Source organism: Pseudomonas sp. GX19020 (genome assembly GCF_023371075.1).
Classification (GTDB): domain Bacteria; phylum Pseudomonadota; class Alphaproteobacteria; order Rhodobacterales; family Rhodobacteraceae; genus Pseudogemmobacter.
Genome location: NZ_JAMCCR010000022.1, coordinates 22389 through 48233, shown reverse-complemented (window position 1 = coordinate 48233; position 25845 = coordinate 22389). Strand labels below are relative to the sequence as shown.

At 62.4% G+C, this 25845-nt stretch carries 23 protein-coding genes, 2 pseudogenes and 1 riboswitch; of the genes and pseudogenes, 9 read left to right on the top strand and 16 right to left on the bottom strand.

The genetic code is table 11. The annotated features are described in order from the left end of the window. Window positions 1-136 precede the first annotated feature (136 nt). The 10 genes from M3484_RS21875 to M3484_RS21830 form a co-directional block, all read right to left on the bottom strand. On the bottom strand, window positions 137-1648 hold the full coding sequence (locus M3484_RS21875; protein WP_249499237.1) for a sugar ABC transporter ATP-binding protein: 1512 nt from the start codon (window positions 1646-1648) through the stop codon (window positions 137-139). Continuing rightward, window positions 1648-2712, bottom strand: a complete 1065-nt coding sequence (locus M3484_RS21870) for a hypothetical protein (protein ID WP_249499236.1) — start codon at window positions 2710-2712, stop codon at window positions 1648-1650. The genes M3484_RS21875 and M3484_RS21870 overlap by 1 nt, the downstream gene beginning before the upstream one ends. Beyond that, a complete protein-coding gene (locus M3484_RS21865) occupies window positions 2709-4823 on the bottom strand; it encodes an ABC transporter permease (protein ID WP_249499235.1) in 2115 nt (704 codons plus the stop codon). Before M3484_RS21865 ends, M3484_RS21870 begins: the two co-directional genes overlap by 4 nt. A 13-nt stretch (window positions 4824-4836) precedes the next feature. Further along, a complete protein-coding gene (locus M3484_RS21860) occupies window positions 4837-5850 on the bottom strand; it encodes a sugar ABC transporter substrate-binding protein (RefSeq protein WP_092904113.1) in 1014 nt (337 codons plus the stop codon). A 39-nt stretch (window positions 5851-5889) separates the two neighbouring features. Next, window positions 5890-6891, bottom strand: coding sequence for an ABC transporter permease (locus tag M3484_RS21855; RefSeq protein WP_249499234.1), 1002 nt, complete (start codon window positions 6889-6891; stop codon window positions 5890-5892). A 321-nt stretch (window positions 6892-7212) separates the two neighbouring features. Beyond that, complete coding sequence (locus tag M3484_RS21850; RefSeq protein ID WP_249499233.1) at window positions 7213-7863, bottom strand: HAD family hydrolase; 651 nt, start codon at window positions 7861-7863, stop codon at window positions 7213-7215. Window positions 7864-7978: 115 nt separating this feature from the next. Further along, window positions 7979-8338 (bottom strand): hypothetical protein, encoded by a 360-nt coding sequence (locus M3484_RS21845; protein WP_249499232.1) that lies wholly within the window; start codon window positions 8336-8338, stop codon window positions 7979-7981. Continuing rightward, the gene (locus M3484_RS21840; RefSeq protein ID WP_249499231.1) at window positions 8313-8744 is read right to left on the bottom strand and encodes a hypothetical protein; all 432 of its coding nucleotides are present in this window, start codon (window positions 8742-8744) and stop codon (window positions 8313-8315) included. Before M3484_RS21840 ends, M3484_RS21845 begins: the two co-directional genes overlap by 26 nt. Before the next feature lie 84 nt (window positions 8745-8828). Continuing rightward, window positions 8829-9218 (bottom strand): type II toxin-antitoxin system VapC family toxin, encoded by a 390-nt coding sequence (locus M3484_RS21835; protein WP_249499230.1) that lies wholly within the window; start codon window positions 9216-9218, stop codon window positions 8829-8831. Further along, window positions 9205-9480 (bottom strand): AbrB/MazE/SpoVT family DNA-binding domain-containing protein, encoded by a 276-nt coding sequence (locus tag M3484_RS21830; protein WP_092904423.1) that lies wholly within the window; start codon window positions 9478-9480, stop codon window positions 9205-9207. Before M3484_RS21830 ends, M3484_RS21835 begins: the two co-directional genes overlap by 14 nt. 520 nt (window positions 9481-10000) lie before the next feature. On the opposite strand from M3484_RS21830, the gene repA reads away from it, so the two are divergent. The 3 genes from repA (at window position 10001) to repC (ending at window position 13549) form a co-directional block, all read left to right on the top strand. Beyond that, the gene (gene repA / locus M3484_RS21825; protein ID WP_249499229.1) at window positions 10001-11176 is read left to right on the top strand and encodes a plasmid partitioning protein RepA; all 1176 of its coding nucleotides are present in this window, start codon (window positions 10001-10003) and stop codon (window positions 11174-11176) included. A 1-nt stretch (window position 11177) separates the two neighbouring features. Then, window positions 11178-12146 carry a plasmid partitioning protein RepB gene (gene repB / locus M3484_RS21820; protein WP_249499228.1) on the top strand — a complete coding sequence of 323 codons (969 nt, stop codon included), beginning with the start codon at window positions 11178-11180 and terminating at the stop codon, window positions 12144-12146. A 269-nt stretch (window positions 12147-12415) separates the two neighbouring features. Further along, window positions 12416-13549 (top strand): plasmid replication protein RepC, encoded by a 1134-nt coding sequence (repC, locus tag M3484_RS21815; protein WP_249499227.1) that lies wholly within the window; start codon window positions 12416-12418, stop codon window positions 13547-13549. A 56-nt stretch (window positions 13550-13605) separates the two neighbouring features. Here the strand turns inward: repC and M3484_RS21810 are convergent, their stop codons facing one another. Continuing rightward, window positions 13606-14379 carry a carbon-nitrogen hydrolase family protein gene (locus tag M3484_RS21810; protein WP_249499226.1) on the bottom strand — a complete coding sequence of 258 codons (774 nt, stop codon included), beginning with the start codon at window positions 14377-14379 and terminating at the stop codon, window positions 13606-13608. Between the two features lie 86 nt (window positions 14380-14465). Between M3484_RS21810 and M3484_RS21805 the strand changes: the two genes are divergently transcribed. Both M3484_RS21805 and M3484_RS21800 read left to right on the top strand, forming a co-directional pair. Next, a complete protein-coding gene (locus M3484_RS21805; protein WP_249499225.1) occupies window positions 14466-16133 on the top strand; it encodes a flavin monoamine oxidase family protein in 1668 nt (555 codons plus the stop codon). 474 nt (window positions 16134-16607) lie between these two features. Further along, entirely contained in the window at window positions 16608-17285 is a 678-nt protein-coding gene (locus M3484_RS21800; RefSeq protein ID WP_249499224.1) for a glycosyltransferase family protein, read from the top strand. 158 nt (window positions 17286-17443) lie between these two features. On the opposite strand, the gene M3484_RS21795 is transcribed toward M3484_RS21800, so the two are convergent. Both M3484_RS21795 and M3484_RS21790 read right to left on the bottom strand, forming a co-directional pair. After that, entirely contained in the window at window positions 17444-17935 is a 492-nt protein-coding gene (locus tag M3484_RS21795; RefSeq protein WP_249499223.1) for a hypothetical protein, read from the bottom strand. Between the two features lie 238 nt (window positions 17936-18173). After that, a complete protein-coding gene (locus M3484_RS21790) occupies window positions 18174-18416 on the bottom strand; it encodes a hypothetical protein (protein ID WP_249499222.1) in 243 nt (80 codons plus the stop codon). Between the two features lie 419 nt (window positions 18417-18835). Between M3484_RS21790 and M3484_RS21785 the strand changes: the two are divergent. From M3484_RS21785 to M3484_RS21780, 3 genes and pseudogenes are all read left to right on the top strand, one after another. Continuing rightward, window positions 18836-19180, top strand: a pseudogene (locus M3484_RS21785) (DUF1403 family protein); the annotation flags it as partial. Then, window positions 19129-19500: pseudogene (locus M3484_RS24080) on the top strand (DUF1403 family protein); the annotation flags it as partial. The pseudogenes M3484_RS21785 and M3484_RS24080, both read left to right, overlap by 52 nt. A 65-nt stretch (window positions 19501-19565) precedes the next feature. Beyond that, window positions 19566-19850 (top strand): hypothetical protein, encoded by a 285-nt coding sequence (locus tag M3484_RS21780; protein ID WP_249499220.1) that lies wholly within the window; start codon window positions 19566-19568, stop codon window positions 19848-19850. On the opposite strand, the gene M3484_RS21775 is transcribed toward M3484_RS21780, so the two are convergent. From M3484_RS21775 to M3484_RS21765, 3 genes are all read right to left on the bottom strand, one after another. Continuing rightward, window positions 19800-20222: a transposase gene (locus tag M3484_RS21775; protein WP_349306288.1), complete on the bottom strand. Its 423-nt coding sequence runs from the start codon at window positions 20220-20222 to the stop codon at window positions 19800-19802. The genes M3484_RS21780 and M3484_RS21775 overlap by 51 nt on opposite strands. 360 nt (window positions 20223-20582) lie before the next feature. Continuing rightward, entirely contained in the window at window positions 20583-21704 is a 1122-nt protein-coding gene (locus M3484_RS21770; protein WP_249499219.1) for an aromatic ring-hydroxylating oxygenase subunit alpha, read from the bottom strand. 353 nt (window positions 21705-22057) lie between these two features. Then, a riboswitch (cobalamin riboswitch) is annotated at window positions 22058-22259 on the bottom strand. A 254-nt stretch (window positions 22260-22513) separates the two neighbouring features. Next, window positions 22514-22954, bottom strand: coding sequence for a BtpA/SgcQ family protein (locus M3484_RS21765; protein WP_249499218.1), 441 nt, complete (start codon window positions 22952-22954; stop codon window positions 22514-22516). Between the two features lie 573 nt (window positions 22955-23527). On the opposite strand from M3484_RS21765, the gene M3484_RS21760 reads away from it, so the two are divergent. Next, window positions 23528-25819, top strand: coding sequence for a putative Ig domain-containing protein (locus tag M3484_RS21760; RefSeq protein WP_249499217.1), 2292 nt, complete (start codon window positions 23528-23530; stop codon window positions 25817-25819). The last annotated feature ends 26 nt before the right edge of the window (window positions 25820-25845 follow it).

The window sequence follows — 25845 nt, the reverse complement described above, 5'->3', positions numbered from 1 at the left end:
CAAGATCGTAGCCCCGGGACAGGCTGTTGTCAGCCTTTCCCGAAAACCCCTGTCTCTGAGCCTGGCCGCCGCTTCGTCTATCCGGATGCCTATGCGCCGCCGGCGGGGGCTGATACGCGCCCCGCGCCAGGGCGGCTCAGTGAACGGCCGCGAACATGATCTTTTCTTCATCCGCGTCAAGGGCCATCATTTCTTCGACGATCTTGCCGCGTTTGGCCACCAGGATACGGTCGGAAACCGCCATGATTTCAGGAAGATAGGACGATATCACCACCACCGCGAGCCCCTGATCGGCAAGATCATGGATCAGTTGGTGGATCTCGACAATCGCGCCGACATCGACGCCACGGGTCGGCTCATCGAAAATGATCAGCTTCGGCTCCTGGATCAGCGATTTTGCGATCACCACCTTCTGCTGATTGCCGCCAGACAGTTCGATCATCCGCGCCCGGTCCGAGATCTGCTTCAGCCGGAGCCGCTCGCCCCATTCCTTTGCCAGCTCCAGCGCGCGGCGCGGCGAGACAACGGAAAGCGGGTTCGATTGTTTCGACAATTCCCCCAGCAGGAGGTTCTGCCCCGCCGTCATGGTTTCGAAGAACCCGTCATGTTTGCGGTCTTCGGTGACATAGACGATGCCATCGCGCATCGCCGGGCGCGGCACGCGGTAGCGCACCGGTTTGCCGTTCAGCCGCACCTCGCCGCCATGCATGAAATCGCGTTTCAGGACCCCCGCAACGACCTTGGCCATCTCTGACCGGCCCGCGCCGACAAGGCCGAAAATCCCCGTCACCTGGCCTCCAAAGACCGAGAAGGACGAGTTCCGGACCATGGCGCCGCAGGACAGGTTCTCGACGCTGAGAACCTTTTCGCCGTAAGGTCGGGGCTTGCGTTTCACGCTGCCATGCAGGCTTTCCGACAGGGTCCGCCCGACCATCGCCTGGACGATGCTTTCGCGGGTGAAGTCGTGTGCCGCGCCGGTCGCAGCCAGCTGGCCGTCGCGCAGGATCGTGATGCGGTCCGAGACCTCCAGCGCCTCTTCCAGCGCATGGGTGATGAAAACAATGGCCACACCCTTTGCCTTCAGCCGCTCGATCAGCATGAAGAAATGGCGCTTTTCCTCGGGTGTCAGCGTCGCGGTCGGCTCATCAAAGATGATGACACGGGCATTGTGATGCACCGCGCGGGCGATCTCGACCATCTGCTTTTGCGCCGCCCCCAGCGTCGTGACCTGGGCGGTCGGATCAACCTGAAACCCCATGCCGACAAGGAATTGCCGCGCCTCGATATAGAGACCGCGCAGGCGGTTGAACATCTTTTCGTCGCCCAGATAGATGTTCTGTGCGACGGTCATGGCGGGAACCAGATTGGTCTCCTGGAACACCATGACGACGCCGTTTTTCAGCGCTTCAGCGGGCGAGGCAAAGCTGACCTCGCGCCCGTCCAGCAGCATGCGGCCCTGGCTCAGCCGGTAGACACCGGCAATCACCTTGGTCAGCGTCGATTTCCCGGCGCCGTTTTCCCCCAGAAGCGCATGGACCTCGCCCTTGCGCAAAGTGAAATCCATGTCGCGAAACGCCGCAATGCCGCCGAAGCTTTTGGTGGAATTTTGCAGTTCAACCACGGTTTCCATCTTCAGATCCCCCGCCATCAGATCCCCCGGGCGGCGCCGTCAAGGCGCAGGATTTTGCCATGGCCTTTCGAGGCGACACAGAGATCATCGCCCTGTTCCGCGACCGAAACACAGCCATGCGCCTGGCCATCGGCCCGCGAATGGAAACTGCGCAGCGGTTTCATCTGCGGCGAACATTGCAGCACCAGCCCATAAGACCGCGTCTCGGCAAAAGGTTTCGTCACGCCCATCCGTCTGAGCTGACTGCCCTGCATCGGTTCGGAGAAGGACAGCCCCGAGGCGAAGGCGGGCGCCATCCAGAACGGCTCCGGCACCTCGGCCAGCATGCGTTTGCAATAGGCCGGTTCGCGCAGGATGAATTCAACCAGCTGATTGCGCACCGAAAAGAAGCTGAGCCAGAACCCCGCCTCGACCGCGGGCGCGATCCGGGCCGGATAGGCGGGCAGATGTTCCAGAACGGGCTCGGCTTTGCCGGTGCTCAGATCGACCGCCAGCACACGGTGCTGCCAGCTTTCCGAAAGCCAGACCTTTTGCGACCCCGTCGCGGCAACGCCCCCCGCCCAGGCCAGACCGCCCAGCACCCTGACCGCCTCGCCCGTGGCGAGGTTCAGCCGCCAGAGCGCGCCGGACTGGCCCCGCTCCATCAGATCACGGCGCCAGTCTGCGGCGCGGCGCTGGCTCGCGCCTTCGGTCACCAGCAGCGTATCGGCATCAAGGAAGGCAAGCGCGCTCGGGCTCTTCGGCGTGGCAAAGCTTTTGCCGTCATGGGTGCCGCCGCGCAGGGTCACGCCCTTGCCGTCAAGCCCCACGGCAAGCATGCCCTTGCCATAAGCCAGCGACGAAACATCGGCGTCGAAAGCGGCGATCTCTTCGCCGGTCTCAACCCGGATCACGCGCGGGCCTGAAGACGCCACCAGCCCCTTGCCGGTCACGACGAGATTATCGGCATCCCTAAGCAAGGCGATCTCGGCCGCCTCGTCGAGGCCCGCATTCGGCAGCAAAGGGCCATCCAGCACCGGCACCGTGATCGCGGCCTCGTCCCGGCCAAGGCGGCGGTCGATAAAGCGGCGGATCGCGCTCATTTCGGTTTCCCCCAATAGCTGTCGACGCCGCACCAGTCCTGATCCGCCCCGGGCAGTTTCAGGGCGCCCATGCGGTTGTTGAAAATGCCGCACAGATACAGCGTGCCTTTATGCTCGCGCATCGAGGTGATCATCGGATGGCGGGTGCCGCCAAGATCCCAGAAGCTTTCCAGGATCTCGCCTTTTTCATTGAATTTCAGCACGCAGCCGGTGTTGAGGTTCGGCATCAGCCAGGCGTCCTGCGACACACGGCGCGCCATGCGGCGGCGGAAAGACGGCATCTCAAGCGAAAGATCCAGCGCCGGAGTGCGCGAGCCCATCAGGGCCAGCCAATAGGTGCCGTCAGAGGCGCGGTTGATATTGTCCGGATATCCCGGCAATCCCTCGATCACGCGTTCCAGCCTGCCCTTTTTCGGCCCGGCATAGTAATAGCGGTTGATCCGGCAGGCCCAGCTTTCGGCAAACAGCACGGATTCCCCGTCATAAGAGGTGCAGACCCCGTTCGGGAAGATCAGGTTCGACAGCACGGTGCGGGTGGTTCTGGATTTGGGATCGTAGACGATCAGCCGCCCATTGCCGCGACTTTCCAGCGCATCGGCATACCAGTCATGCATCTCGAACCGGACGGTGGCCTCGGAAAAGATGATCCGGCCATCGGGAAGGATGTCGCAGTCATCGGCCAGTTTCATCACGGAATCGTCCGCGATCGAGGTCCAGCTGCGGTTGGTTTCCGCTGTCAGAAGCGTGACTTCGCCCTGGGGTGAGACCTGGTAAAGCCCCATGCCGCCGACACAGACCGCAAGGTTCCCCGCAGCATCGAACGCCATGCCCTGGGGCGCGCCACCGGTATGGGCGAAGATCTCGTAACGGGTATAATCCGGCCCGAACCAGCGCATGATGTCGCCATGGCGCGAGCCGGTGTAAAGATTGCCCTCGCGGTCGAAAATCGCATCTTCCGCACCATCCATGATGCCAAGGCCGATGGGCTCTGACGCGCGCAGCCGGTCATTCGGCACCAGCGGCCCCTCGGTCGTGGAAATCGCCGGCGGCAGCTTGTTGAAGGTGGGCGAGATATAGACCGCGCGCAGCAGTTTATGGCGGTTCTTCACCCAGCGAACGTCGAGAAAGACAGCGGTGACCAGCACAAGGCCAAGGATCAGCGCATTGACCGGGCCCGGAATGGCCAGCGCCAGCAAGGACGTCGACAGGATCAGCACGAACAGCGCGCCCATCAGCGCTTTCGCGACCGATCCACGCCCGCCGCCCAGCGAAATGCCGCCCAATACCGTCGCGGTCAGCGCCTGAAGCTCCATCCCCGCGCCGATGTCGGATGCAGCCGACCCGATCCGCGCCGCGAAATGGAACCCGCCAAGCGCCACCAGAACCGAGCAGATCACATAGGCGGAAAACACCGTCCAGCGCACATTGATCCCGGCATTATGCGCCGAGCGCCGCGCACCACCAACCGCCAGCAGCCGCCAGCCATAACGGCCACGCGACAGCACGATATGCAGGATCAGCGCAATCGCGGCCAGCACCCAGAAAGGGGTCGGCAGGCCCAGAACATGCCCCATGCCAAGGAAATCCCAGGCCGGGGAATCCGGGTAGTTCATCACGATATCGGTCGAGATCTGCGGGAAGACGATATCGAAAACCGACCGGAAGATGATCAGCGTCACCAGTGTCGTCAGAAAGGCCCGCATCCTGAGGATACCGACCATGAAGCCGTTGATCGCGCCGCAAACCGCGCCGACCCCGAGGGTGGCGGCCAGCCCTCCGCCAAGGCTCAGCCCCATGACATTCATGGTGTAAAGCGCGGTGGTGACCGCAAGCGCAAACGTTGACCCGACCGAGAGGTCAATCCCTCCCGAGATCATCACGATGGTCAGGCCCAGAACAACGAGCCCTAGCTCGGCCATCTCGCCGGAAAGAAGTGAGATCGTCCCGAACTCGAAGAAGCGCGGCACGATCGGTGCGAAAATCGCAATCACAAGCACAAGGGCTGTGAAGGGAATTGCGCTGTCCACCCATTTCTTGGTGAGAAGCTCGCCCAGAACGTGATCGGGCAGAACCCGGTACCGCAACCGGACAAGGCTTTCGCTGAGGCTCATTGCAGACAGGTCCTTACTTCAGCTCGTCAATTTTCCAGCAGTTGCGACCGCTGGCATTGTTCTTATCGACACGGGTGATCGGCCCGAAGAAGACGGTTTTCTCGGATCCGGCCGGGCGGTCGGGATTTTGCAGGAATTCGGAAATCTGCTGCGCGGCAATCTCGGCCTGGATCGGCGCGTTGAAATTATAGACCACGTCCAGCAGACCCTTTTCGATGCTCTCGCATGCGGTATGGGCGCCCGCGCCATTGGTGACGATGGTCACCTGATCCTGCTTGCCTGCGGCCAGAACGGCAGCACCGGCGCCGACTTCGGCATTGTCCCAGATGCCCATGATTCCGCAGAGATCGGGATGCTGTTGCAGCACGGTCTCGGTGATCTGACGGGCTTTCTCGCTGTCGTAATCAGCGGGCTGGTCCGAGACCAGTTCGAGGCCGGGATTTTCCGCAAGGATCTGGTTGAGACCTTCACGCATATAGATATTTGCGGCACCGGTCTGCACGCCCGCCAGCCAGACGATCTTGCCCGAAGGCGCGCCGGGGGCAAGGCAGGTCCGGGCCAGCTCGCCTGCTTCCAGCCGTCCCATTTCGATCCAGTCATTGCCGACATAGCTGTCGGTCTGGGTGATCGACTGCATATTGATCTGCAGGATCTTGATCCCGGCATCCTGCGCCTGTTTCAGCGCACGGGCATAGGTCTGCACATCGGGGTTCTGCACGATCAGCACATCAGGCTTTTCGGCAATCGCACCCTGCAGCGCGCGGATGCCGGCGGCGGTGTCCATATTTGGGTCACGCACTTCGAAGGTGAACCCATAGCGCGCGGCATGGCGCTGCCAGACGGCGGTCCAGGCCTGGTTGAGATCCATCCCCTGCGAAAGCGGCACGAAAATCACCTTCTTGCCGGTCACGGCCTCCAGATAGGCGGCACGACCAACCTGTTCGATATCATCGGCCTGCGCCGGAACCGCTGCCAGCAGCGCAGAAGCCGCCAGTGCCGCGAAGGTGGTATTCTTCAGAACTTTCATAGTGTCTCCTCCCTGAAACTTTCTTGTCTGCGTGATGGGTCAGATATCGCCGCTTTGCGAGGTCTGCTCGTCGCGGGGGTTGATCACCGCATCCAGCGCCAGCGCGGCCAGCAGGATCACGCTCTTGATCAGGTTCTGGCTGGTATAGCTGAAGTTCATGATCGTCATGCCGTTGATCAGAATGCCGACCAGAACCGTGCCAACAAGAACGTTGCGCACGCCGCCCTGACCACCGGAAAGGCTGATCCCGCCCAGCACCACGACCAGCAGCACATCATAGATCAGCGTGGAATTATAAAGCCTTGTGTTGATCCCGGACACGAGGCCGGTCATCAGGATGCCCGCGGCATAGGCGATCAGCGCGGCCAGCACATATTGGCTGATCTGCACCGGCCGGGTCGGAAGGCCCATGGTCCGCGCCGCATGCGGATTGTCGCCCGTCGCATAGATGAAGCGGCCAAACCGCGTCAGGCTGAGAAACAGTGCGACCAGCGCCGCAATGCCTGCAAGGATCAGAATGGAATAGGGCACGCCCAGGAAGGTGCCCGAGCCGATGGCCACCAGCCAGCCGATCCCCGCCGGGGCATAAAGCACATCCGAACTGAAGGCGACGCGGCCCCCGCCATAGACGATAGACGCCATGGCAAGGGTGGCAAAAATCGGCGGCACTTCGGCAATGGCGATCAGAATGCCGGTGATCAGCCCGCAAAACGCCACCAGGGCCGCGCCAATCAGCACCGCTTCACCAAAGTCAAAGCCCTGCGATGACAGCCAGATGGCAAAAGCCACGCCCACCACCATGACCGCAACCATGGTCAGGTCAATGCCGCGCCCGACAACGATCATCCCCATCCCCACCGCAAGCGTGCCAAGGATGGCCACGTTTTTCAACAAGGTCAGCAGATTGCCCTGGGTCAGGAAGTTGTTCAGAAACAGGGCGAAAGCCAGAAACAGCGTCAGCGCGATCAGTGAGACCACGCCCTCCTGGGTCAGCCGGAAACGGCGGTGACGTCCGGCCTGTGCCGGTTCTCTCAAGGACATGTCTTTTCTCCCCCTCCCCGGCATCGCAGGTCTCATCACATGCCTGCAACACAAACTGGCCCGACGGATGCGGGTCATACCTCTCCCAAGGCAAGCGCAATCTCCAGCTTGTTTTCCGCACAGGCAATTTCATTTTCCTGACCGCGCGTGCTGAAAATCCCGCCAGCATCCGAAAAGCGGCCCCCCCCCGGCGGTTAGCCGGGGCCTGGGGTCAGCGTGAGGGCAGTGATGTGCAATGGGCCGGATCCGACCCGTAAACTGCGGCCCGGAGCTTTCGCCGCTTCGGTCAGGGTGCTGCCGGAGGCCCGCAAGCGCGCCGGGTCAAAGCGCCCGTAACGCAGCCTCGGTCAGCTCGGATGTGCGGGTGAAGATCCGCGCCGCCCCCGCCGCCAGAAGCTGGTCGCCATGTCCCGGCCAGGAATGACGCCCTGCGGTCAGGCCAGCCACCCGCATCCCGGCCGCCAGTGCCGCTTTCACCCCGGCGGCGCTGTCCTCGACCACCACACAATCCGCCGGATCGACGCCGCACTGGCTGGCGGCGAACAGGAACACGTCCGGAAAGGGCTTGCCCCGTGCCACCTGGCTTGCGGAATAGATATGCGGCGCGAAAAAATCGCTCAGCCCGCAGATCTCAAGCGAGCGGCGCAGTTTCGGCAGCGCCGAAGACGAGGCTACAGCTTTACGCCCCGGCAGGCGCTCCAGCGCGGCCCGAATGCCTTCGACCGGCTGCAATTCGGTCTCCATTCGCGCGAGGAGCAATGCATCGGCCTCTTGTATCAGACCCTCGGGCCAGGGCGCGCCCCGCAGCGCGGCGATCTGATCCCAGATCACCGCTTTTGGCTGGCCGATATGGCCGCGGATGATCTCTGCCGCCGTGATCGGCCAGCCAGCCGCCGTCATCAGTTCTGCGTCAATCGCATTCGAGAGGATCTCGCTGTCGACCAGCACACCGTCACAATCAAAGATAATCATTCGCCGTAAGGAACCCAGATATTTTTGACCTGTGTGGCGCGGGTCAGGACCTGCCGGCCCTGACCCTCGGATGAAAGCCAGTTGCGGGCCGTGCCATCCTCGGTCCAGGTCTGTTTCAGATTGCCGGCAGAAGCGATTTCGACTGCCTTAGCCCCTTCTCCGGTGCCGAAGTACCAGAGTCCATCGACATCGTCATGCTCCGCCAGCGAAACAAGGCCCAGAAGCGGCAGGGCTGTCGGGCAGACCAGCCCGACCACGCCGAGCGGACCGAGAGGTTTTCTGCCAGATAATACAGCACCTGGGCGCGATTATGCCCGGTCTGCCCGCCCCTGCCCCTGGCGGCATGGGCCGCATTACGGATATCCTTGCGGCTGCCAAGCGACGCAAGGCCAACCATGCCTTTCGGCCCTTCGACACGGTAAGAATAGCCACTGTCGGGGCGCGTCTGTTTACCACCGACATAGAGCTTTGCCATGCGGTCGATGGCAGATCCCGGCAGGGCTTTCGCCGACCATGGTCGGATAAACGCAGACCGCGCCGGTCGTAAGCCCGGGATCCCCGATCCCCAGCCCCTTGGTGTTATGCGCGGCCAGCGGCTGGCGCACCTTGGCGCAAAGACGGCGGACCCGCGCAGCAGTATCGTCGCCCGCGAGCGTCGTCAGATCAGTGCAGCGGATCGCATTGATCAGCCAGGCGGCCTGACACTCTTTCTTGACCGTGCGGCGCGCCCCCAGCGAAGCGGCCCGGCGCTCTGTGGCAGAGCGATTGACCGCATGGCCATCGAACATCGCAGTCTCAAGCGGCATGCCCGGATTGCGCGGGTCATTCGCCAGATCCTGCGGTCGCAGGGCGCAGAGAGACCTGCGGCGGGTAATGGTCATAGGCATGCTCCAATACCCTGGTCGCGCCGGCCCCAACGCCACCGCACCCATATTGCCATAAAGCGTGAGATGGCGCCCGGCGGGTCAGGCGCTTTGCACGTCTGAAAGACCCGCCTCCTGCGCCAGTTTGACAAGCCTGCGGTCAAAACTCACGAAACCGTCGCATTGTGCCGATTTTCCCAGATGCAGTGCATCGGCGAAATCCATGCCCTGTTCGGCCCGGTCCAGCGCATCCGCCACGATCACCGCATCCTCGATGGTCACGGTCGCAAGCCCGCCAAAGGCGCGAAGCGCGCGCGCCACTTCCGCCGGTTTATAGCCGTAAGCGCTGCGCAGCACCCATTCGGTTTCCAGAATGACCGTCACCGCGACAAAGACCGCCTGAGCGTTGACCAGGGTGCGGGCGCGCGGCGACTGGTCGGGGTGATCGCCGGTCAGGTAGCGCACCACCACATTCGTATCAATCGCGATCATGACGCCGCCGCGCTTCGGCCAGCACGGCCGCGTCCATCTCTTCAACCGATTTCGGATCGCCGCGATGGGGCAGCAGGGCAAAGACATCCTCGGGCTTTGTTGCGGCAAAGGCCGGCGCGCGTTTCAGAAGCACCCCCTCTGCCGTCTCTTCGACGATCAGCCGGGTGCCGACCTCCCAGTCCCGCCGCTGCCGGATGGCCTTGGGCAGAATGATCTGGCCTTTGGTCGAAAGAGTGGTGGTCGTGGCAGGTGGCCGCGGCATGAGCAAAGCTCCAATGTAAGACAAAGGTAAGATAACAGTTCCCCTCCTGCCTTTCAAGCATGCCGGACAGGGCCAGCTCCATCCTCCGGAGCGCAGGCGAAGGGGATATCACTGCTCTCGAAACCCCGGGCGAGACCCGGCGATTGAGCGCGTGCCGACCAAGTCAGGTACTGGCCGGGCAGCGGGCGTTCTCGCCTGCCTTACGAATCGCGGATTTGACCCGACGACCGCGGCTGCGGAAATGCTACAAGATATTGATACAGGTCGGGATGACGAACCCGGCGGTTTTCGTTACATTTCGGCCACATGACTGCCGGGCGCCGCAATTTATCCACAAGCTGGCCCGGGAAGGCGCTACCAGGTGTAGAATTTTCTTGCGCGGCGCCCGTTCCTGGCGCATTTCTTTCTGTAGCGCAGAAATGCAAGAATTTCGGTTTTTTGCGCTACAGACATTATGAGCATCCCTGTAGAAGGGGCAGAGCGCAGAGAAACTGCGCCGCACAGGACAAATGAGGGCTGCATGACAGCAGAGCGTGTATTCGCAGAGCTCCAGGGCGATGCAGCAACCTTGCACGATTCCATCCGCCAGCATCTGGAGCGCAATTTTGCGCCGGATGCACGGAAATATCTGCGCAGCTTTTCTTCGGGGGAAGCCGCCGATTTTCTTGGCCTCGCGCCCGGCCATCTGCGCAAGCTCCATGCCGAAGACAAGATCCCCGATGTGGCGCAGGACGAACGCGGCCGCCGGCTTTACACCGCCGAAGATCTCGGGCTGATCCGCCTGGCGCTGGCGCGCACCACCCGCGACCCCTCGCTTTACCTGCGCGGTCGGGTCGGGCAGGAGCCCTTGCAGATCCTGTCCTGCGTGTCCTTCAAGGGGGGGTCGGCCAAGACCACTTCGGCTGCCTATCTCAGCCAGTGGTTCGCACTGCATGGCTACCGGGTGCTGGTGATCGACATGGACCCCCAGGCCTCGCTGTCCTCGATGACCGGCCTGCGCCCCGAGATCGATTTCTCGCATCAGGGCACGATCTATGACGCGATCCGCTATACCGACCCAGTGCCGATGGAAGAGGTCATTCGCAAAACCTATTTCCACGGGCTCGACATCGCGGCGGGCGGGCTGATCCTGTCGGAATATGAGACCGAGACCCCCTATGCGCTGCGCCAGGGTTCCGAGCCGCCGTTCTATCTGCGGCTGCGGGAGGCGATCCGGTCGGTCGAGGCGAATTACGACATCGTCTTCATTGACTGCCCGCCGCAGCTGGGCTTTCTGACGCTTTCATCGCTGGTGGCCTCGTCTTCGATCCTGATCCCGGTGGTGCCGAATTTCATCGATGTGGCCTCGCTCGCGCAGTTCCTGACCATGGCGGCATCGCTCCTGGACACGATCCGGGACGCGGGCATGACGCTGGATTACGATTTCCTGCGCTACCTGGTGTCGCGGTTCGAACCCTCGGACGGGCCGCAGGCCCAGGTCGCCGGGCTTTTGCGCGCGAATTTTGGGAAACGGGTGATGACCGAGACTTTCCTGAAATCAACCGCCATCTCGGATGCCGGGCTGACGCATCAGACCCTGTTCGAGGTCGGGCGCGGCAGCATGAACCGCAACACCTATGACCGCGCGATGGAATCCGTGAATGCGGTCGCGCGCGAGCTGGAGCAAGACATCCACAGAGCCTGGGGAAGGAACTGACATGGCCCGCAAAAACATGTTCGAAGGCATCTCCCCTGCCCCGCGCCCCGCCGGCGTGGCTGAGCCCGCGAAGATGCCCGAGGTCTTTCAGGCCAGCGGCCCGATTGCAGCGATCCGCAATGATCTGCGCAGCATCGGCAGCCGCTCGGTCCAGGAGATTGATCCGGCCCAGATCGAAGATACCGGCCTCAGGGACCGGCTTGGCGATCTGGGCGACGACATCGCCGAGCTGCGCGAGAGCATTGCGAAACACGGGCAGCAGGTGCCGATCCTGCTGCGTCCGCATCCAAAGCTCAGCGGGCGCTATCAGGTGGTCTATGGCCGGCGCCGTCTGGCGGCGATCCGCGGTCTTGACCTGCCGGTCAAGGCGCTGATCCGCACGCTGTCGGATGAAGAGGCGGTGCTGGCTCAGGGCCAGGAAAACAATCTCCGCAAAGACCCGTCTTTCATCGAAAAGGCGCTGTTTGCCGGCGATCTTGAAGAGGCCGGCTATGAGGCCCGCGTGATCCAGGACGCGCTGAATGTCAGTCGCAGCCATACCTCGCATATGCGCAAAGTGCGCGAGGCGCTGCCGCGTGAGGTGATCGAACGGATTGGCGCGGCCCCCTCGGTCGGCTGGAAACGCTGGTATGATCTGGCCTTGCGGGTCATCGAAGGACAGATCGCGGCAGATTCGGTCCACCCTGCCCCGTTTGCCCCGGAACTGACCTCGGATCAGCGCTTCGAGGCCTGGGTCAGGGCGATCCCGACGACAGCGCGACCGGAAAAAGCAGCCGCTGCCGACAGCGCCGCCACGATCCTCGCCCGTAACGGGACAGAACTGGGCTCGGTCCGACTGCAAAAGGCCAGAATGAGCTTTGAGGCCACACCCGGCAATGCCGCTTTCGCGGCCTGGCTGCATGACGAGGCGCAGGATCTGCTGCCGCGCCTTTATGAAGAATTTCTGGCGGCGCGCGCGAAACGCAGCTGACCGGACACACCAAACCCCAACGATAACAACAAAGGAGCAGTGTCGGAAAAAGAAAGACCTTCCGAATGGAAACCACCCGGAAGGCCCGCGCAAACCACAGGGCGCCAACCCTGAGAATGCTTAACGTCTAGCAAGAGCACTCTAGCGCAGGCCCGAATCACATGCAACATCGCTGAGGCGGTGATTGGAAAACTGTTGTCGTTTTCCCGGTGTGCCAGCCGGCATGCGGCCCATAATCGGACCGTCTTCTCGTTCCGCCCGATGGCATCATGGAACAGATCCCTTATTCGCCCCTGCCCCGCCGGGACGGGCGCCGGTCTTTTGCACCCTCGCGCCCTGCCCTGCCGCAGAGGACAGGCAAAGGCGGCCCCGAGCTGCGCTGGCACCTTCTGGATCTGGTAAGGATCTGCCGCGAGCGGCTTCAGCTGCGCGACCGCGATATTGCGGTTCTGCGCGGGCTCCTGAGCCTTTTGCCGCAGGATCCGCAGCCGGATCAGAGGATGGTCTTCGCCTCGAACCGGGTTCTGAGCGCGCGCTGTGACGGCATAGATGAGCGCACCCTGCGCCGCCGGCTGAACCATCTCCGGTCGGTCGGGCTGGTGAGCAAGAGGCCGAGCCCCAATGGCAAACGCTATCAGATCCGCAATTCCGAGGCCGATGTGCAGCTGAGCTATGGTATCAGCCTCACGCCGCTGTTCGACCTGCATCCCCATCTGGAAGCCCTTGCTGAAACCTGCCATCAGGAAGCCGCAGAGGTAAAGGCCCTGCGCGCAGTGATCCGCGACCGACTTTTTCACAGTGCCGGAGCTTCGGCTGAGGCACTCCTGGAAACGGCCCGCCTCGCGCTGCGCCGAAAGCTCGGGCCAGATGAGCTGCGGGCCATCGTGGCGTCCCTGCCCCAGCGGGAAGACAGCGCGCCTGGCCACACGCCGCACGACGTGACAAAGCCCGATATTGTATCGGAAAAATCCAGTGAAATGACCGCCAGAAACGGCCAGAATGACCGGCACATTCAGAGATCAGGAAAAGATACCTTTGATTCTGACTCTGCTCAGAAACCACAGGATATCAGCATTGATGAATGCCTGGAGATGGCAGCTGCGGTGAAAGACTACGCTCCACACCCGCCGCGAAGCTGGTCTGATCTTATCCGGCTTTCTGATTCACTGGCGCCGGCAATCGGTTTGTCGCATCCCGTGCTGGGCCTTGCAAAAGAACGGTTTGGGCTGCAAGGCTGCGCGCTGGTTGTTCTCGGCCTCGTACAGGCCTTTGGTCGTATCCGCAGCCCCGGAGCCTATCTCAACGCGGTACTGCGAAAGACAGAGTCGCGGATTTCAGACCCCGTTCGGGTGTTCCATTCCCTTGTGAGACCCGCGCCTTCGGCCAGATGTATACCGGGGTAAACACCTGGGGTGCGGGCTATGTATACCTGGGTAAACATGCTTCATGTGCCGAAGCGTCAGACCGGCCTGAAATCCGCCGTCTGCGCGGATCTCAGATCCTCTGGCACCGCATCTGACGCTGCGAGGTCCACAATCAACAGCGCCTCTCCCCGGGCTCCGGCAGTCGCAAGCGGCTGGCCGTCCGGCCCTGCAATCACGGAAAGCCCGCCGAAGGTCAGATCCCCTTCAGGCCCGGTCAGATTGGCATAGGCCACGGTGCAATTGCCTTCATGCGCGCGGGCCGGGACAAGGATGCGCTGAACATGTTCAAAGCCGGCAGGATTGGCAGTAGGCACCAGGATCAGCCCGGCGCCATTGCGGGCAAGGGCAGCCGCATGGGCCGGAAATTCAATGTCATAGCAAACCAGCATGGCGAGCTTTCGCCCTTCAAGCTCAAATACCGGACACAGTTGGTCGCCTGGGCGAAAAGATCTGCGCTCCATCGGGCCGAAAAGCTGGACCTTGCGGTAATGCGCCAGCACCGCACCATCGGGGCTGATCGTCGTGGCAGCGTTGTAGACGGTATCGCCGTCTCGCTCGGCCCAGCCCAGGCAGATGCCGCACCCCGCACGCGCGGCCATTTCACGCAGCCGGGTGATCCATGCGCCGTCCAGCGGCTGAGACAGACTTTCATGCAGATCCGGCCGGTTATACCCCGGGAGCAGCAGCTCTGGCGCCAGCAGGAGTTTGGCCCCTGCCGTTGCCGCCGCCTGCAACTGCGTGCAAATCGCCGAAAATGCCGCCTCAATGTTCCCATTGGTCGGCTTCGCCTGCCAGAGTGCCACCTTCATCCGAACCCCACTTCCGCTACTGTCTTTACAAATCTGCCCTGGTTTCCCTCAATCTGCAAAGCATCTGCCCGGAAGTCCCTGATATCATGACCCTGAAAAAGCCTGTAACCGCCTTCGGCCCGGATTTTCCCTTTGCCTATGATGACTGGCTGACGCATCCGGCCGGGCTTGGAAGCGTGCCGCAGGCGCGCTTTGGTGAAAAGCTCGCTGTGATCGGGGCAGGGGCTGCGGGCATCATCGCGGGCTATGAACTGATGAAGCTGGGCCTCCATCCCGAAATCTACGAATCCGGCAAATTTGGCGGCCGGCTGCGCTCTGAGCTGTTCGAGGGCACCGAAGATATCATCGCGGAACTTGGCGGTATGCGCTTTCCTGTTTCGTCGCGCGCTTTCTATCACTATGTTGATCTCCTCGGGGTCGAAAGCCGCCCCTTCCCCAATCCGCTGACCGAGGCCGCCGGATCGACGGTGATTGACCTTGAGGGCGAGACGCATTTCGCCCGCGGCCCCGAGGATCTGCCGCAGCTTTATCACGAAGTCGCCGCTGCCTACCGCGCCGCGCTTGAGGAACATGCCGATTTCGCAGCCCTGACAGAAGCCGTGCGCGACCGCGATGTGGTCCGCCTCAAGGCGATCTGGGATCCGCTGGTCGCGAAATGGGATGAGCGCACATTCTACGATTTCGTCACCTCGTCCAGCGCGTTCCAGAACCTTGGCTTCCGGCATCGTGAGGTCTTTGGCCAGGTTGGGTTTGGCACTGGCGGCTGGGACAGTGACTTTCCGAATTCGATGCTCGAGATCCTGCGGGTGAACCTGCTCGAACTGGATGACCATCAGCGCTATATCGTCGGCGGGGTCGAAGGGGTGCTGCACCGGCTCTGGCGTCTGCCTGCGCGTGCGGCGCATTGGCCCGAGGGCACCTCGCTGGCGGATCTGAACGGAGGCGCGACGCTCGGGCGCGCGACGCATATCGCGCGAAGCGGGCAGGGTGGCTTCACCGTCACCGACCAATGGGGTGTGGCGCGCGATTACAGCGCGGTGCTGGTGACCTGTCAGAGCCATCTTCTGACCACTTCGGTTGCGGTGGATGAGGCGCTTTTCGATCAGAAACTCTGGATGGCGCTGGACCGCACCCGCTATATGCAGGCCGCGAAAACCTTTGTCATGGTTGACAGGCCGTTCTGGAAAGAGACCGGCCCCGACGGGCGGCCGCTACTGTCGATGACCCTGACCGACCGTAACACACGCGGAACCTATTTCTTTGACAACGGGCCCGACAGGCCTGCCGTCATCTGCCTGTCCTACAGCTGGATGACCGACGCGCTGAAAGTGCTGCCTTACGGGCCGGAAAAGCGGGTCGAACTGGCGCTTGCGGCTCTGGAGCGGATCTATCCCGGCGTTGATATCCGCAGCCATATCCGCGGCAATCCGATCTGCGTCAGCTGGGAGGCGGATGACAATTTCCTCGGGGCCTTCAAAGGCGCGCTGCCCGGGCATTACCGGTATAACCTACGGATGTACCGGCATTTCATGCAGGCCGATATGCCGGCGGATCAGCGCGGTATTTTCCTTGCCGGGGATGGCATCAGCTGGACCCCGGCCTGGGTCGAGGGGGCGGTCCAGACCGCATTGAACGCAGTCTGGGGCATCATGACCCATTTCGGCGGCAGCTCTGACCGGGCCAATCCCGGTCCTGGAGATCTCTGGCCAACTCTCGGCCCCGTCTCGCTCGAGGGGCTGGAGCCGTCAGTCTGACAGCTGTGCTTTCAAGCGCCACCCGATGGCCGGGGCATAAAACCCCGGCCTGTGTCTGGTTTGCAAATGCGCCACCATCGCGCGCAAGGGCAGGGCGCGTGACCGACCAAAAGACGCCTTAAGGGGAATTCCGGCAACCGAAGCCGAAACAGCAACCATTTCCTTGTAATGTATTGAATTATAATGGGTTTGTAGGTGTTTTCCGAGGGCAGGGGCGTAAAGGCCTGCAATCGCGCCCGATCTATGCGCACAGCCCGCCCGAAGGGGGGACGCAGCGCATTGATACTTCTCGCAAAGACCTCAAATCTGGGCCTGCCGGCGGGGGGCGCCCGGGTGCTCCCGGAGGTATCGGGTTAAAATGCTATGAGTGGGGCAGGGTTCTCTTGCAGACCGCTGGCCCGCATCTTGATGAGCCTGCCGTGGGGAAGGCCAATCTCCACTGGATGATCAGTCCGCCGAACGTGGCGGATCGGGATGTTGCGGCGCTGTGAGGCGCGGGTCATCGGTTCAGAGAAGCTCACGGCACAGCCGCAGGATCATGGGCTTGAGTCAGAACTGGGGCCGGGCTGGAAGGATGTGGTGGGCAGTCTCTGGCGGAGCGAGCACCTGACTTCTGAGGCGCTGGCCGGGGTTTATGTCGGCGCCCGCATCCTGCTGAACAGCCATATGCCGCAGCGGGTGACGCGGGGCTTCATGAGCGACCGCAGCTATGATGCGCTGGCCAGCGGGGCGCTAACTGTCTCCGACCGGGTGCCCGGCTTCCATGATCCGGGTTTTCCCGAGATCCGGCAGGTCGCCGGGCAGGAAGTGCTGGTGTCTACGCTGAAACAACTGCCCGCGGCGCCACCCGTCGGTTTGCCGGACCCGATTGCCCCGCATGATCGTGTGGCCTCCCGATACCGTTTTGACAAGGCTGCGGGTGTGGTCCTTGACCGGGCGCGTGCACTGATCAGTAATTCTTTCATCGCCGTTGCGGCCTACGCTCCGGGGCGATCCGGATGTGCAATTCGGCCCCGGTACGATCACCATGCCCTGGACCCGGCTCTGGTCGGCAGTGCGGATCGGCAAAAATGTGAATATTGCTCCGAGGGGTGCGATCATGAATGGCTGCCGCCGCCGGGTGATGGAGATCGGCGGCGACGCTGGTGTTGATCAGCGCGGCCGCGCCCTGCGCCAGCGCTGAGTCCAGCCCGGTCGATCCCATTCCCTTGCCAGGATGAAAACGGGGCCAAGCGCACGAAACCTGTCCAGCAAAGGCCTGGCATTGCCCATCAGGAAACGGGCGCCGCAGAGCGAAGCCGGTCAAGGCTTCATTGCAGAGAGGGCGAAATCGCCCTAGGGGATTTATGACTTACGGTCACGCCACGGAACAAACGGACGAGATCTACCTCATGGAGGCAGGAGAACCCGGCAGGCCAGAGTGACCAGTTGAGGCGGATTTTTCGACCGCCGAAGACAGCGAGCATGTCTTTACGGTCAGTGACGATCTGGCGCTTTCCATTGCGCAGCGCTTGAAATTCGCCGATCTTGAGGACGTCAAAGTTTGTGTAGAGGATGCAATGCCAATGGCAACGCCGCTCTTGGTCGCCTTGGTCGCCAGCGACAAGGAAGTGGACATAAGGAACGATGTTGAGCTTGTGGCGCTTGGCATAGCGCCGAGCAGCAGACCGCCGCCGGTCAACGAACATCTTGACGTCATAGTAACAGAACATCTGGGCCGCATCGCGGCCCTCCTGCGTATCTTCGGAATAGGTCAGGTCGACCCAGAGGGTACGCTTGGCCCATGCATCCGCAAGGATCATACCTGCGTCAGCGATAGCATTCCCATGTAGTTAGAGTCAGCGCCACCGGGGGCAACAGTGCCACCGGTAGCGCCAAGGACGGTCAGGGGATTGAACCCAAAGCGTTCACCAGCCTCGCGGGCAGTGCCGACTTGGTCCAAGATCACGTGGCGCGTGTCGCGCCCCGGATTGGCTTTCTTGCCCATCATGCCGCCAAGAAGGCCAAAGCCGCCTTGTACGAGTGCAGGCCCAATGGACATCAGGAAACCTGCGCCATCTTGATCAGATCGGCGCGGACCTTCCGGGGTTCGACCCAGAAGATATCAGCGACAAGCTGAATGGCCCAAGGCATGGGCGTTTTCTGATAGTCGATACCGGTCTCACGCTGGTATTCGAACAGACGCCAGAGCGCGTCCCGATAGGACGAGACAGGCTCTTGAAGCTCCGAGAGGACTTGGAGGCGGGCGGGAAGAGCGCCCGCTATAGCGGGAACCTGTCGCATCACAGAGCCCCCGCGCAGAAGGCCTGAAACTACGCCGGGAAGAGGGTCGAGACCGTCCCGCCGAGGAAGCCAAGCACCAGAGGCACGATTGCCGCGAGCGTTTTGCTAAGTGGTTGTTTTACACGTGTTTCTCCTGTTAAGGCGAAGAAATATCCGATAATGCAAGATTATTGGATGTTATTCTATCATGACAGATGCGGCGGATAAAGTTGACATATATAGTAAAAAACGCCGAACACATGCTAATGTTTCGACATGGCCTGTGCCCCGAAACCCCCTCAGCTCGTCCGAAGCCCTCCGCCGCTGCCGAGTTGGATCCGGCAAGCAGTGGGTGGTGATGATATTGAGACAGCGATGTTTTCCGCCGGCGCGGCGCTCGCCGTTCTGGACCCGGTCGGCGTCCTGTTGCGCAAGCGCCGGCGCTGTCGAGCGCAGCGACGACTTCGCGTTTGGAAGGGCGCCGGGAAGTCGAAGCGCAACTCCGAGATACCCTCGCGCTGCGCAAACCCGGCGATGATCCTGGTCCCGCCGGACGGATGCTCGTCGGTTGGCGCGCCCTTGGCGAGGCGCGGGCGCTGAGATCTTCCGACTGGCCCGCGCGACTGCCCGCCTTCTTCGATCTTGCACCTGAACCGAGCGCTGAGATCTTAGGCGATCTCGGCACGCGCTTTGTCGGCCGCACCCCGCCTCTGCGCTCGGCCGCAGAGGCGGGGTGCACGGTTCTCGCTCTCGGTCCAACCATCGCGGTTTCGCGCTTTGGCTGACTGACGCGCTTCTGGCCCGCGCATTCGGCTGGGATCGGCCGGTGCCGCTGCTTGCAGTCCATCTGCCGCGGGCGGCTTTCTGGCTGGAGGGCGAAGCATGGCTGACGGCCTGTGCTGCGGCTTGGGGCCGGGCGGCGGTTGCCGCCTTTGATCGTCACGTCGATCTGACCCGCCGCGCTGCTCTGCGCGCGGTAAATCTGCGGCGGCCCGGAAAGGATGCTGCCACCATCGTCGCTATGCTGCTGACCGGGGACGCGCTGGCAGCACAGGCGGGGGCCGAGGCCAGCGATCGTGCCGCGCGATGGCTCTTCGACCGACTGACATCACTCGGCCTGGTGCGTGAGCTGACCGGACGACCGACCTTTCGGCTCTACGGGTTGTTACAATGGCTCCGAAATCCGCCGAACGGCTGGACACCGGACTCACCGAGTTGCCGCAGGCCCCGCGTTGGCGCGAATGGATGGCGCGGGTCGAGGCGGTGGGTCGGGATGTGCTGGCCCGGGAGGTCGGCCGGGATTGTGCGCTCGATCTGTTGATCAAGGACATTTCTGCCGAACTGGCGGGGCGTCCTTACGAGATTGCGCGCATCGCAGGCGTGTCAATCGGCGTGGAAAGCCCCCTATCGGCGCGCAATATTGACCCCACCCGGCGGTCGGAGATCAGGGCCTGAGCCGACGGGATTGATCATGTTGTAAGGGCGAGTCAGGCGCGGTTCTTGAAGCGCCAGGACCTTCAGCGTCTTGTGGCGCCGCGACAGCGTGCTGAAGTCCGGCACAGTCCAATCCAGGCCGACCAGCCGCAGCTGGCTCTCGACAAAGCCGGTGGTCTGTCTGAGCGCCATTCCGAACAACACTTTCATCGTCAGGCAGGTCTGGATCGCGGCATCGCTATAGTCACGCTGTCGCCCGCGCTTGCCGGATGGCGCGGCCTCCCACGTCATGGCTGGGTCGAACCAGATCGCCAGTGAACCGCGGCGCTTGAGCGCCTTGTTGTCGCTTGGCCAGTTCCCGGTCTTGCAGGTCGGTGGTGTGGGCCGGCTCACGCAGAGCAGCTATCACGCTGGATTCCCGAGATGAATCCACTCAGCCGATTTGTGCAACAAAGCAGGCGATTGGCACAAGGTTGGGAGTGCAGCTTAGCGATCCCGATGGCGGTTTCATGTGCAGGCTGCAAACCGCGCGGCAAGATGACCTCGCCGTCCTGTCGCATCTGGCGGAAGATATCAGTTTACTGCCCGGAGATTTTTGCCGGGTCCGTCAGGATCCGGATGCCGGCAAAAAACCTGTGCCTCGCGCTCAACTTCTCATTCCGCAGGTCCTCAGAGGCGCAAGCAAAGCTGCTCCGGCTGCTCAGCGCATTATCGGGATAGGGCGCTGAGCAGCCGCGCTAAACAAAGCCGATCTCACCCCCGAGCGGCCTCGAGGCGGCTGATGACATATTGGCGGATGTCGAGATTCCAATCCTCCATCGGGGCATAATAGCCATGATCATGTACCCGGTTGCGGATGCCGCGCTGCACCCGCTCACAGACCGACCAGTCCTGACGGTTCACCAGATCCCAGAACTCCACCGCATCCGCCGGGTCAAAACCGGGCCGTGCCATCTCGTCTTGCGCGAAGAGAAAGAGGCAGCGAATTGTCGTGGCTGTGGGGCTCTTTGGCGTCAGCAGGAAACAGGCGACATGATCGCGCGCGAGGCTTACGAAAAGATTGGGATAGATCAGTTCTCCCTTGTGGTTTTGCTGCTCTGCCGCATCAAGGCCCGGGAAAGACGAGCGCGGCGTGGTGCCGGTTGCGGTGAAAGTATCGGCACCCTCGCGATGCGGCACACCATTTTCCCAGTCCAGCCCGGAACCGCCATTGGCGCGAAACGCAGGAACGATGGCACAAAGCTCGGGATGCACGCCGCCGCAATGATAGCATTCGTTGTAATTCTCGGCGAGGATCTTCCAGTTCGCCTCGATCTCATAGGTGATCTCTGCCCCGATCCGCAGATTGGCCAGCGGGTAACGCGCAATGCGTTCGGGCGCGCCGCCCAGCTGTTCGGCCAGGGTGCCGGCTCCCTCAGGTGAGAGATGGACGAACAGAAAGCCGCCCCAGCTGTCAACGCCCACCTTATGCAGTGAGAAATCCGCTTTGCGGATATGTTCGCCCTCCACCAGATGCGGAGCGGCAACGAGGCGGCCATCAAGATCATAGGCCCAGGAATGATAGGCGCAGCGGATCATACTGCCGGCAACGCCGCCTTTCAGCGGCGCGCGCCCTGCCCGCTCTTCCAGATGGCGCGCGGTGCAAAGCTCTGCCCCACGGTGGCGGCAGACGTTGTAAAAGGCACGCAGCGCCCCGTCCGGTTTGCGCAGGATCAGGATGCTCTGCCCCATGACATCGACGACCATATGGCCCCCGGCGGCGTCGAGTTCCTCGACCCGTCCGGTGCAATACCATTCGCGCATGAAGATGGCCCTGCATTCCGCCGCGTGATGGTCCGGATCGCTGTACCAGTTGCTGGGCAGCGTTTTTTCCATCGGCTGACCCTCTGCTTCAGCGGCAGTTATCTGACGGCCTTGTGTCATTGATTGTCCTTTTCAGCTGTCTTCAGTTTAGCGGGGACGCAGCGACTTCGGGACCAGCCTCAGGGCCGGGGGTCCTTGTCGGAATACCAGTTACCTCAACTCAACTCCTGAAATTCCATGAGGACGCCTGCCATGGTCCGGAACTGCGCCGCTTTATTGCCGGGGCACTGCGGCCATCGGCGGCTTGCGCTTCTCGTTCAGGCTGGGCCGCCAGGGGTATCTCCATTTCCGCGCGGCGAGACGGGTCGGAGACGATGCCGAATAACTTCGGCACATACGCCCCGAGGCCGCCCGCCGCAGCCATAGGTGGTAGGTCCATCGGGGCTGGTTTCCGGACTTCGGCCTCGCCCTTTCGGACGTTTCAGGCGCCTTCCTGGGTCTATGCCCGGTGGCATCTGCCTGAACTCTGGACCGCTACCGTTGCGGGGGCAGCGCCGGACTCTGACCGGCTTCCCAATTCTCCCTCCGGCATCGCTGTCGCAGGGCACCCTGATTGCCCCATTGGGACGCATGCCCTTCCCTTCGTCTGTCCCTGGAGCGAAGCGTGGATGTCGCGAACAGACCAGCCAGCGGCAATTCTCCCGTGTCGCATTGCGTCTCGCTGGGGCTGTGACGTGGTGAAAGGTTAACGACATGGTTTTTGCGATAAGGCCGGCACGCCGATGAAACGGAATGCCGGCCTGCTGGGTCACCCCACCGGGTCTGGTGTCATCGCGCAGAAAGGCTGTCCACCGGGAGGGGACGGGGCAGCACTCCGCCACTCAGCCCCGCATCTTGCGCACGATATCCATGAATTCACGCGCGCGTTTGGGATCGACCGCATTCCAAGTATGACCATCCACTTTGAGCGAGGAACCAACCACACAGCCATCCGCGATTTTCAGTACATCTTCGACCGTGCCATGTTTCACGCCGCTATTGTCGAGAACCGGAGTGTCAGGCAGCGTCTTCTTCACGTTTTCCGGATCCACCATCTGGGCAGATTCCCCGGTGATCGTGCCCGAGACCAGCACGGCATCCCGGATCGAGGAAAACACTGCCGACCGCGCGCGATCCGCCAGCGGGCGACTGTCAGGCGAGACGGCGAATTCGGCTGAAACGTTGTTCAGGATCACCAGATCCTTGCGGTCCAGCCGACGTGCGCGGCACATCGCGCGACCGGCATTCGGCGTCCAAACACGCCAGCCAAACCAGATGAACAAACCGGCGTCCTCGAACATCAAAGGAAAATGTCTTCAGCGCCGGACTAAATCAGCACCCTTTTTAAGGGATGGTTTCGTGAACCGGTCCATCTATGCCGTAGTGCCCCCCGCGTCGAATATGTGTTGACCGATCCTGGCCGCTCGCTTCTGGAGCTGATGAAAGGTTTTGTCGCCTCGGCCGATGAGAACCACGCTGCGATCCGCAGTGCGCCGGGCTTTCAGGACGTGAGAGACCGCTGACGTCAGCGCGGCGTTCCCTCCTTCAGAAATCGCCTGCGAGGAAATCGCAGACCCGACCTGAACCAAGCCTTGCCTGCGCGACAGTGACCGACAGGATCCCTGATTGCCGCAGGCGCAACGTGGGTTTCCCGGAGATTGCGTTAATCATGACACGCATGATGTTTCAGGGCGTTACGCTGCATTTCCTGCGGTTTCATCTGAAGAATTGCTGCATTTCTTCGTGATCGGTATCGCCTTTAAAGTGTAACCAGGTCGTCGCAATGCCACCTGATATCAGGTGCCTTTCGGGACCTGGCAGGAGCAGCGGGTCGGCCCAATCCGAAGGGAAGACCGATGCGGCTGAGCAGTGCCGGCAGAACTCCATCTCCAGATTTCCGCGCCTTCCGACCCCTGGTCTGGCTTGCCGGCCTGATCGCGGCGCTGTACGTCGCGCTGGTCTCGCCCGCCCTTGCGCAGGAACGCCAGCAGATCGCCAGCGTCGATCTGTCGAATATCTCGGTCTGGGGCAACGCGCCCAGCAGCCGTACCTTTACGGTCCCGGCCGGGAGCCGTGTGACCGAGATCGAGACGGCAATCGGTGTCTCCCATCGCGGCAGCAGCTGGGGCAGCGAGACAGTTCTGACCCTCATTGCGCCGGGTGGTCAGCGGTTCGTTTTCACCGGGGACGAAATGAATTTCGCCGGGCAATCCGGCTATTATCGCGCCACCAGCAGGTTGCAGGTCGATCCGCCTGTGCTGAATGCCGGCGGCACCTGGACTGTCGAGCTGAGCGATACATACGATGATCGCGCCAACCCTGACTACATCACCGACAACAATTCCGGCATCGTCCTCTACGACCTGCCCAATCCCGAGCTGAGCCTTTCGGCCTCCTCGGCCGTTCTGGTTATGGGCATTGCCATTGACCCGATCCAGGCCAGTGCAACCGGCGGCGTCGGGGCTTATACCTATTCCATCAGCCCGGCCCTGCCGGCAGGTCTGACGCTGAACGCCAGCACCGGCGCGCTGACCGGCACGCCGGAAGCCGGCAGCCCGGAGACCACCTATACCATCACCGCCGTCGACAGCCGCAATCTGGGCGATGAGGCGACGCTGACCCTGACGGTGGAGGACCGGTCGCTGGTCCTGACTTTGTCGGAGAGCAGCATCTCGGCGATCCGGGGCACCGCAATCACTCCCGTCACCGCCAGCGCGAGCGGCGGAGATGAGAATTTCAGCTTCTCCATCTCGCCCGCCTTGCCCTCCGGTCTGTCGATTGACGCAGGGACCGGAACGATCAGCGGCACGCCGACGGTTGCCAGCCCGGTCACCGGCTACACGGTCACCCTGACTGATGGCAACGGCTATACCGAGACCGCCGCTATCAGCATCGGGGTCGAACACCCGCCGCTGGGCCTCAGCCTGTCGCAAAGCTATCTGCACCTGACCCGTGGTGTGGCGATTGACCCGGCGGTCACCGCGACGATCACCGGCGGCTCGGGCACGGTCAGCTTCTCGGTCAGCCCGATGCTGCCCGCGGGGATTGAACTTGACCCCGTCAGCGGCACGATCAGCGGCACGCCGGGCGCCATACTGGCCGCCACCGCCTATACCGTCACCGCCACCGACCAGACCGGCCCCGCTCTCAGCGCGATCCTGACCATCAGCGTCGAGAATGATGATGAGCGCGTCGCTGAGGCTTTCGAGCAGGCCACCACCCGCTTCATGGCGGAGCGGATCGACCGCATGCTCGCTTCCGAGCCGCGCGGATACCGGCTGGAGAACCGGGGCGACACCTCCGGCAATGGCATCACCTCACGCTCCACCCAGAACGGCGCCGATCTCAGCTTTGCCGCCGGCCGGCTCAGCGCGGACGGGCTGTGGTTCCTCTGGATTGAGGGCGAATATGCCGAATACCGCTACAGCCACAGCGGCGAAGCGACGCGCAAGGGCGATTTCGGACTGGTCTCGGCAGGGTTCGACTATCTGCTGAACCCTGATCTGACGCTCGGGATGATGGTCCAGGTCGACCGCATGTCCGAGACGGCCAAGGATGCCAGCGACATTTCCGGCAATGGCTGGATGGTCGGACCTTATATCGCCGGCCGCTTCAGCAGCGATCTCTATTATACCGCCCGCATCGCCTATGGCCGGTCCGACAATGACGCCGCGCTCGACGTGTTCGGCGGCGGTGCGGAGTGGTTCCGGGGCGGTTTCGACACCGAGCGCAGCCTTGCGCGCGCCAGTGTCTACGGCATCCGCGATCTGTCGTCCGGCGTCACGGTTTCGCCGAAGCTCGACCTCGCCTGGATGCGCGAAAGCCAGCAGGATTACAGCGTTACTGATGGCGTCAGCAGTGTAGCAGTTGACGGGCTGGCGGTTGAGGTCTGGCGCCTGAAGCTGTCGTCGCGCTTCGAGGGGCATGTGGGGCAGAACCTGCGCGCGTTTGTCGAGCCGTCGCTTGCCTGGGACTTCGCGGGCAGCGGTTATCAGGAGAGAGACGATCTGATCGGCGCACTGGAGCTGGGCCTGCGCTCGGACGCGGCCAGCGCCTGGCAGAGCCTTGTCGCGCTGCGCTATGAGGGGATCGGGGCTGACGACCGGGAGGCGGTCGCGGTGCGGCTCAACCTTAACCGCAGCTTCTGATCTGTCTTGCTTTGACCGGGTTTCCG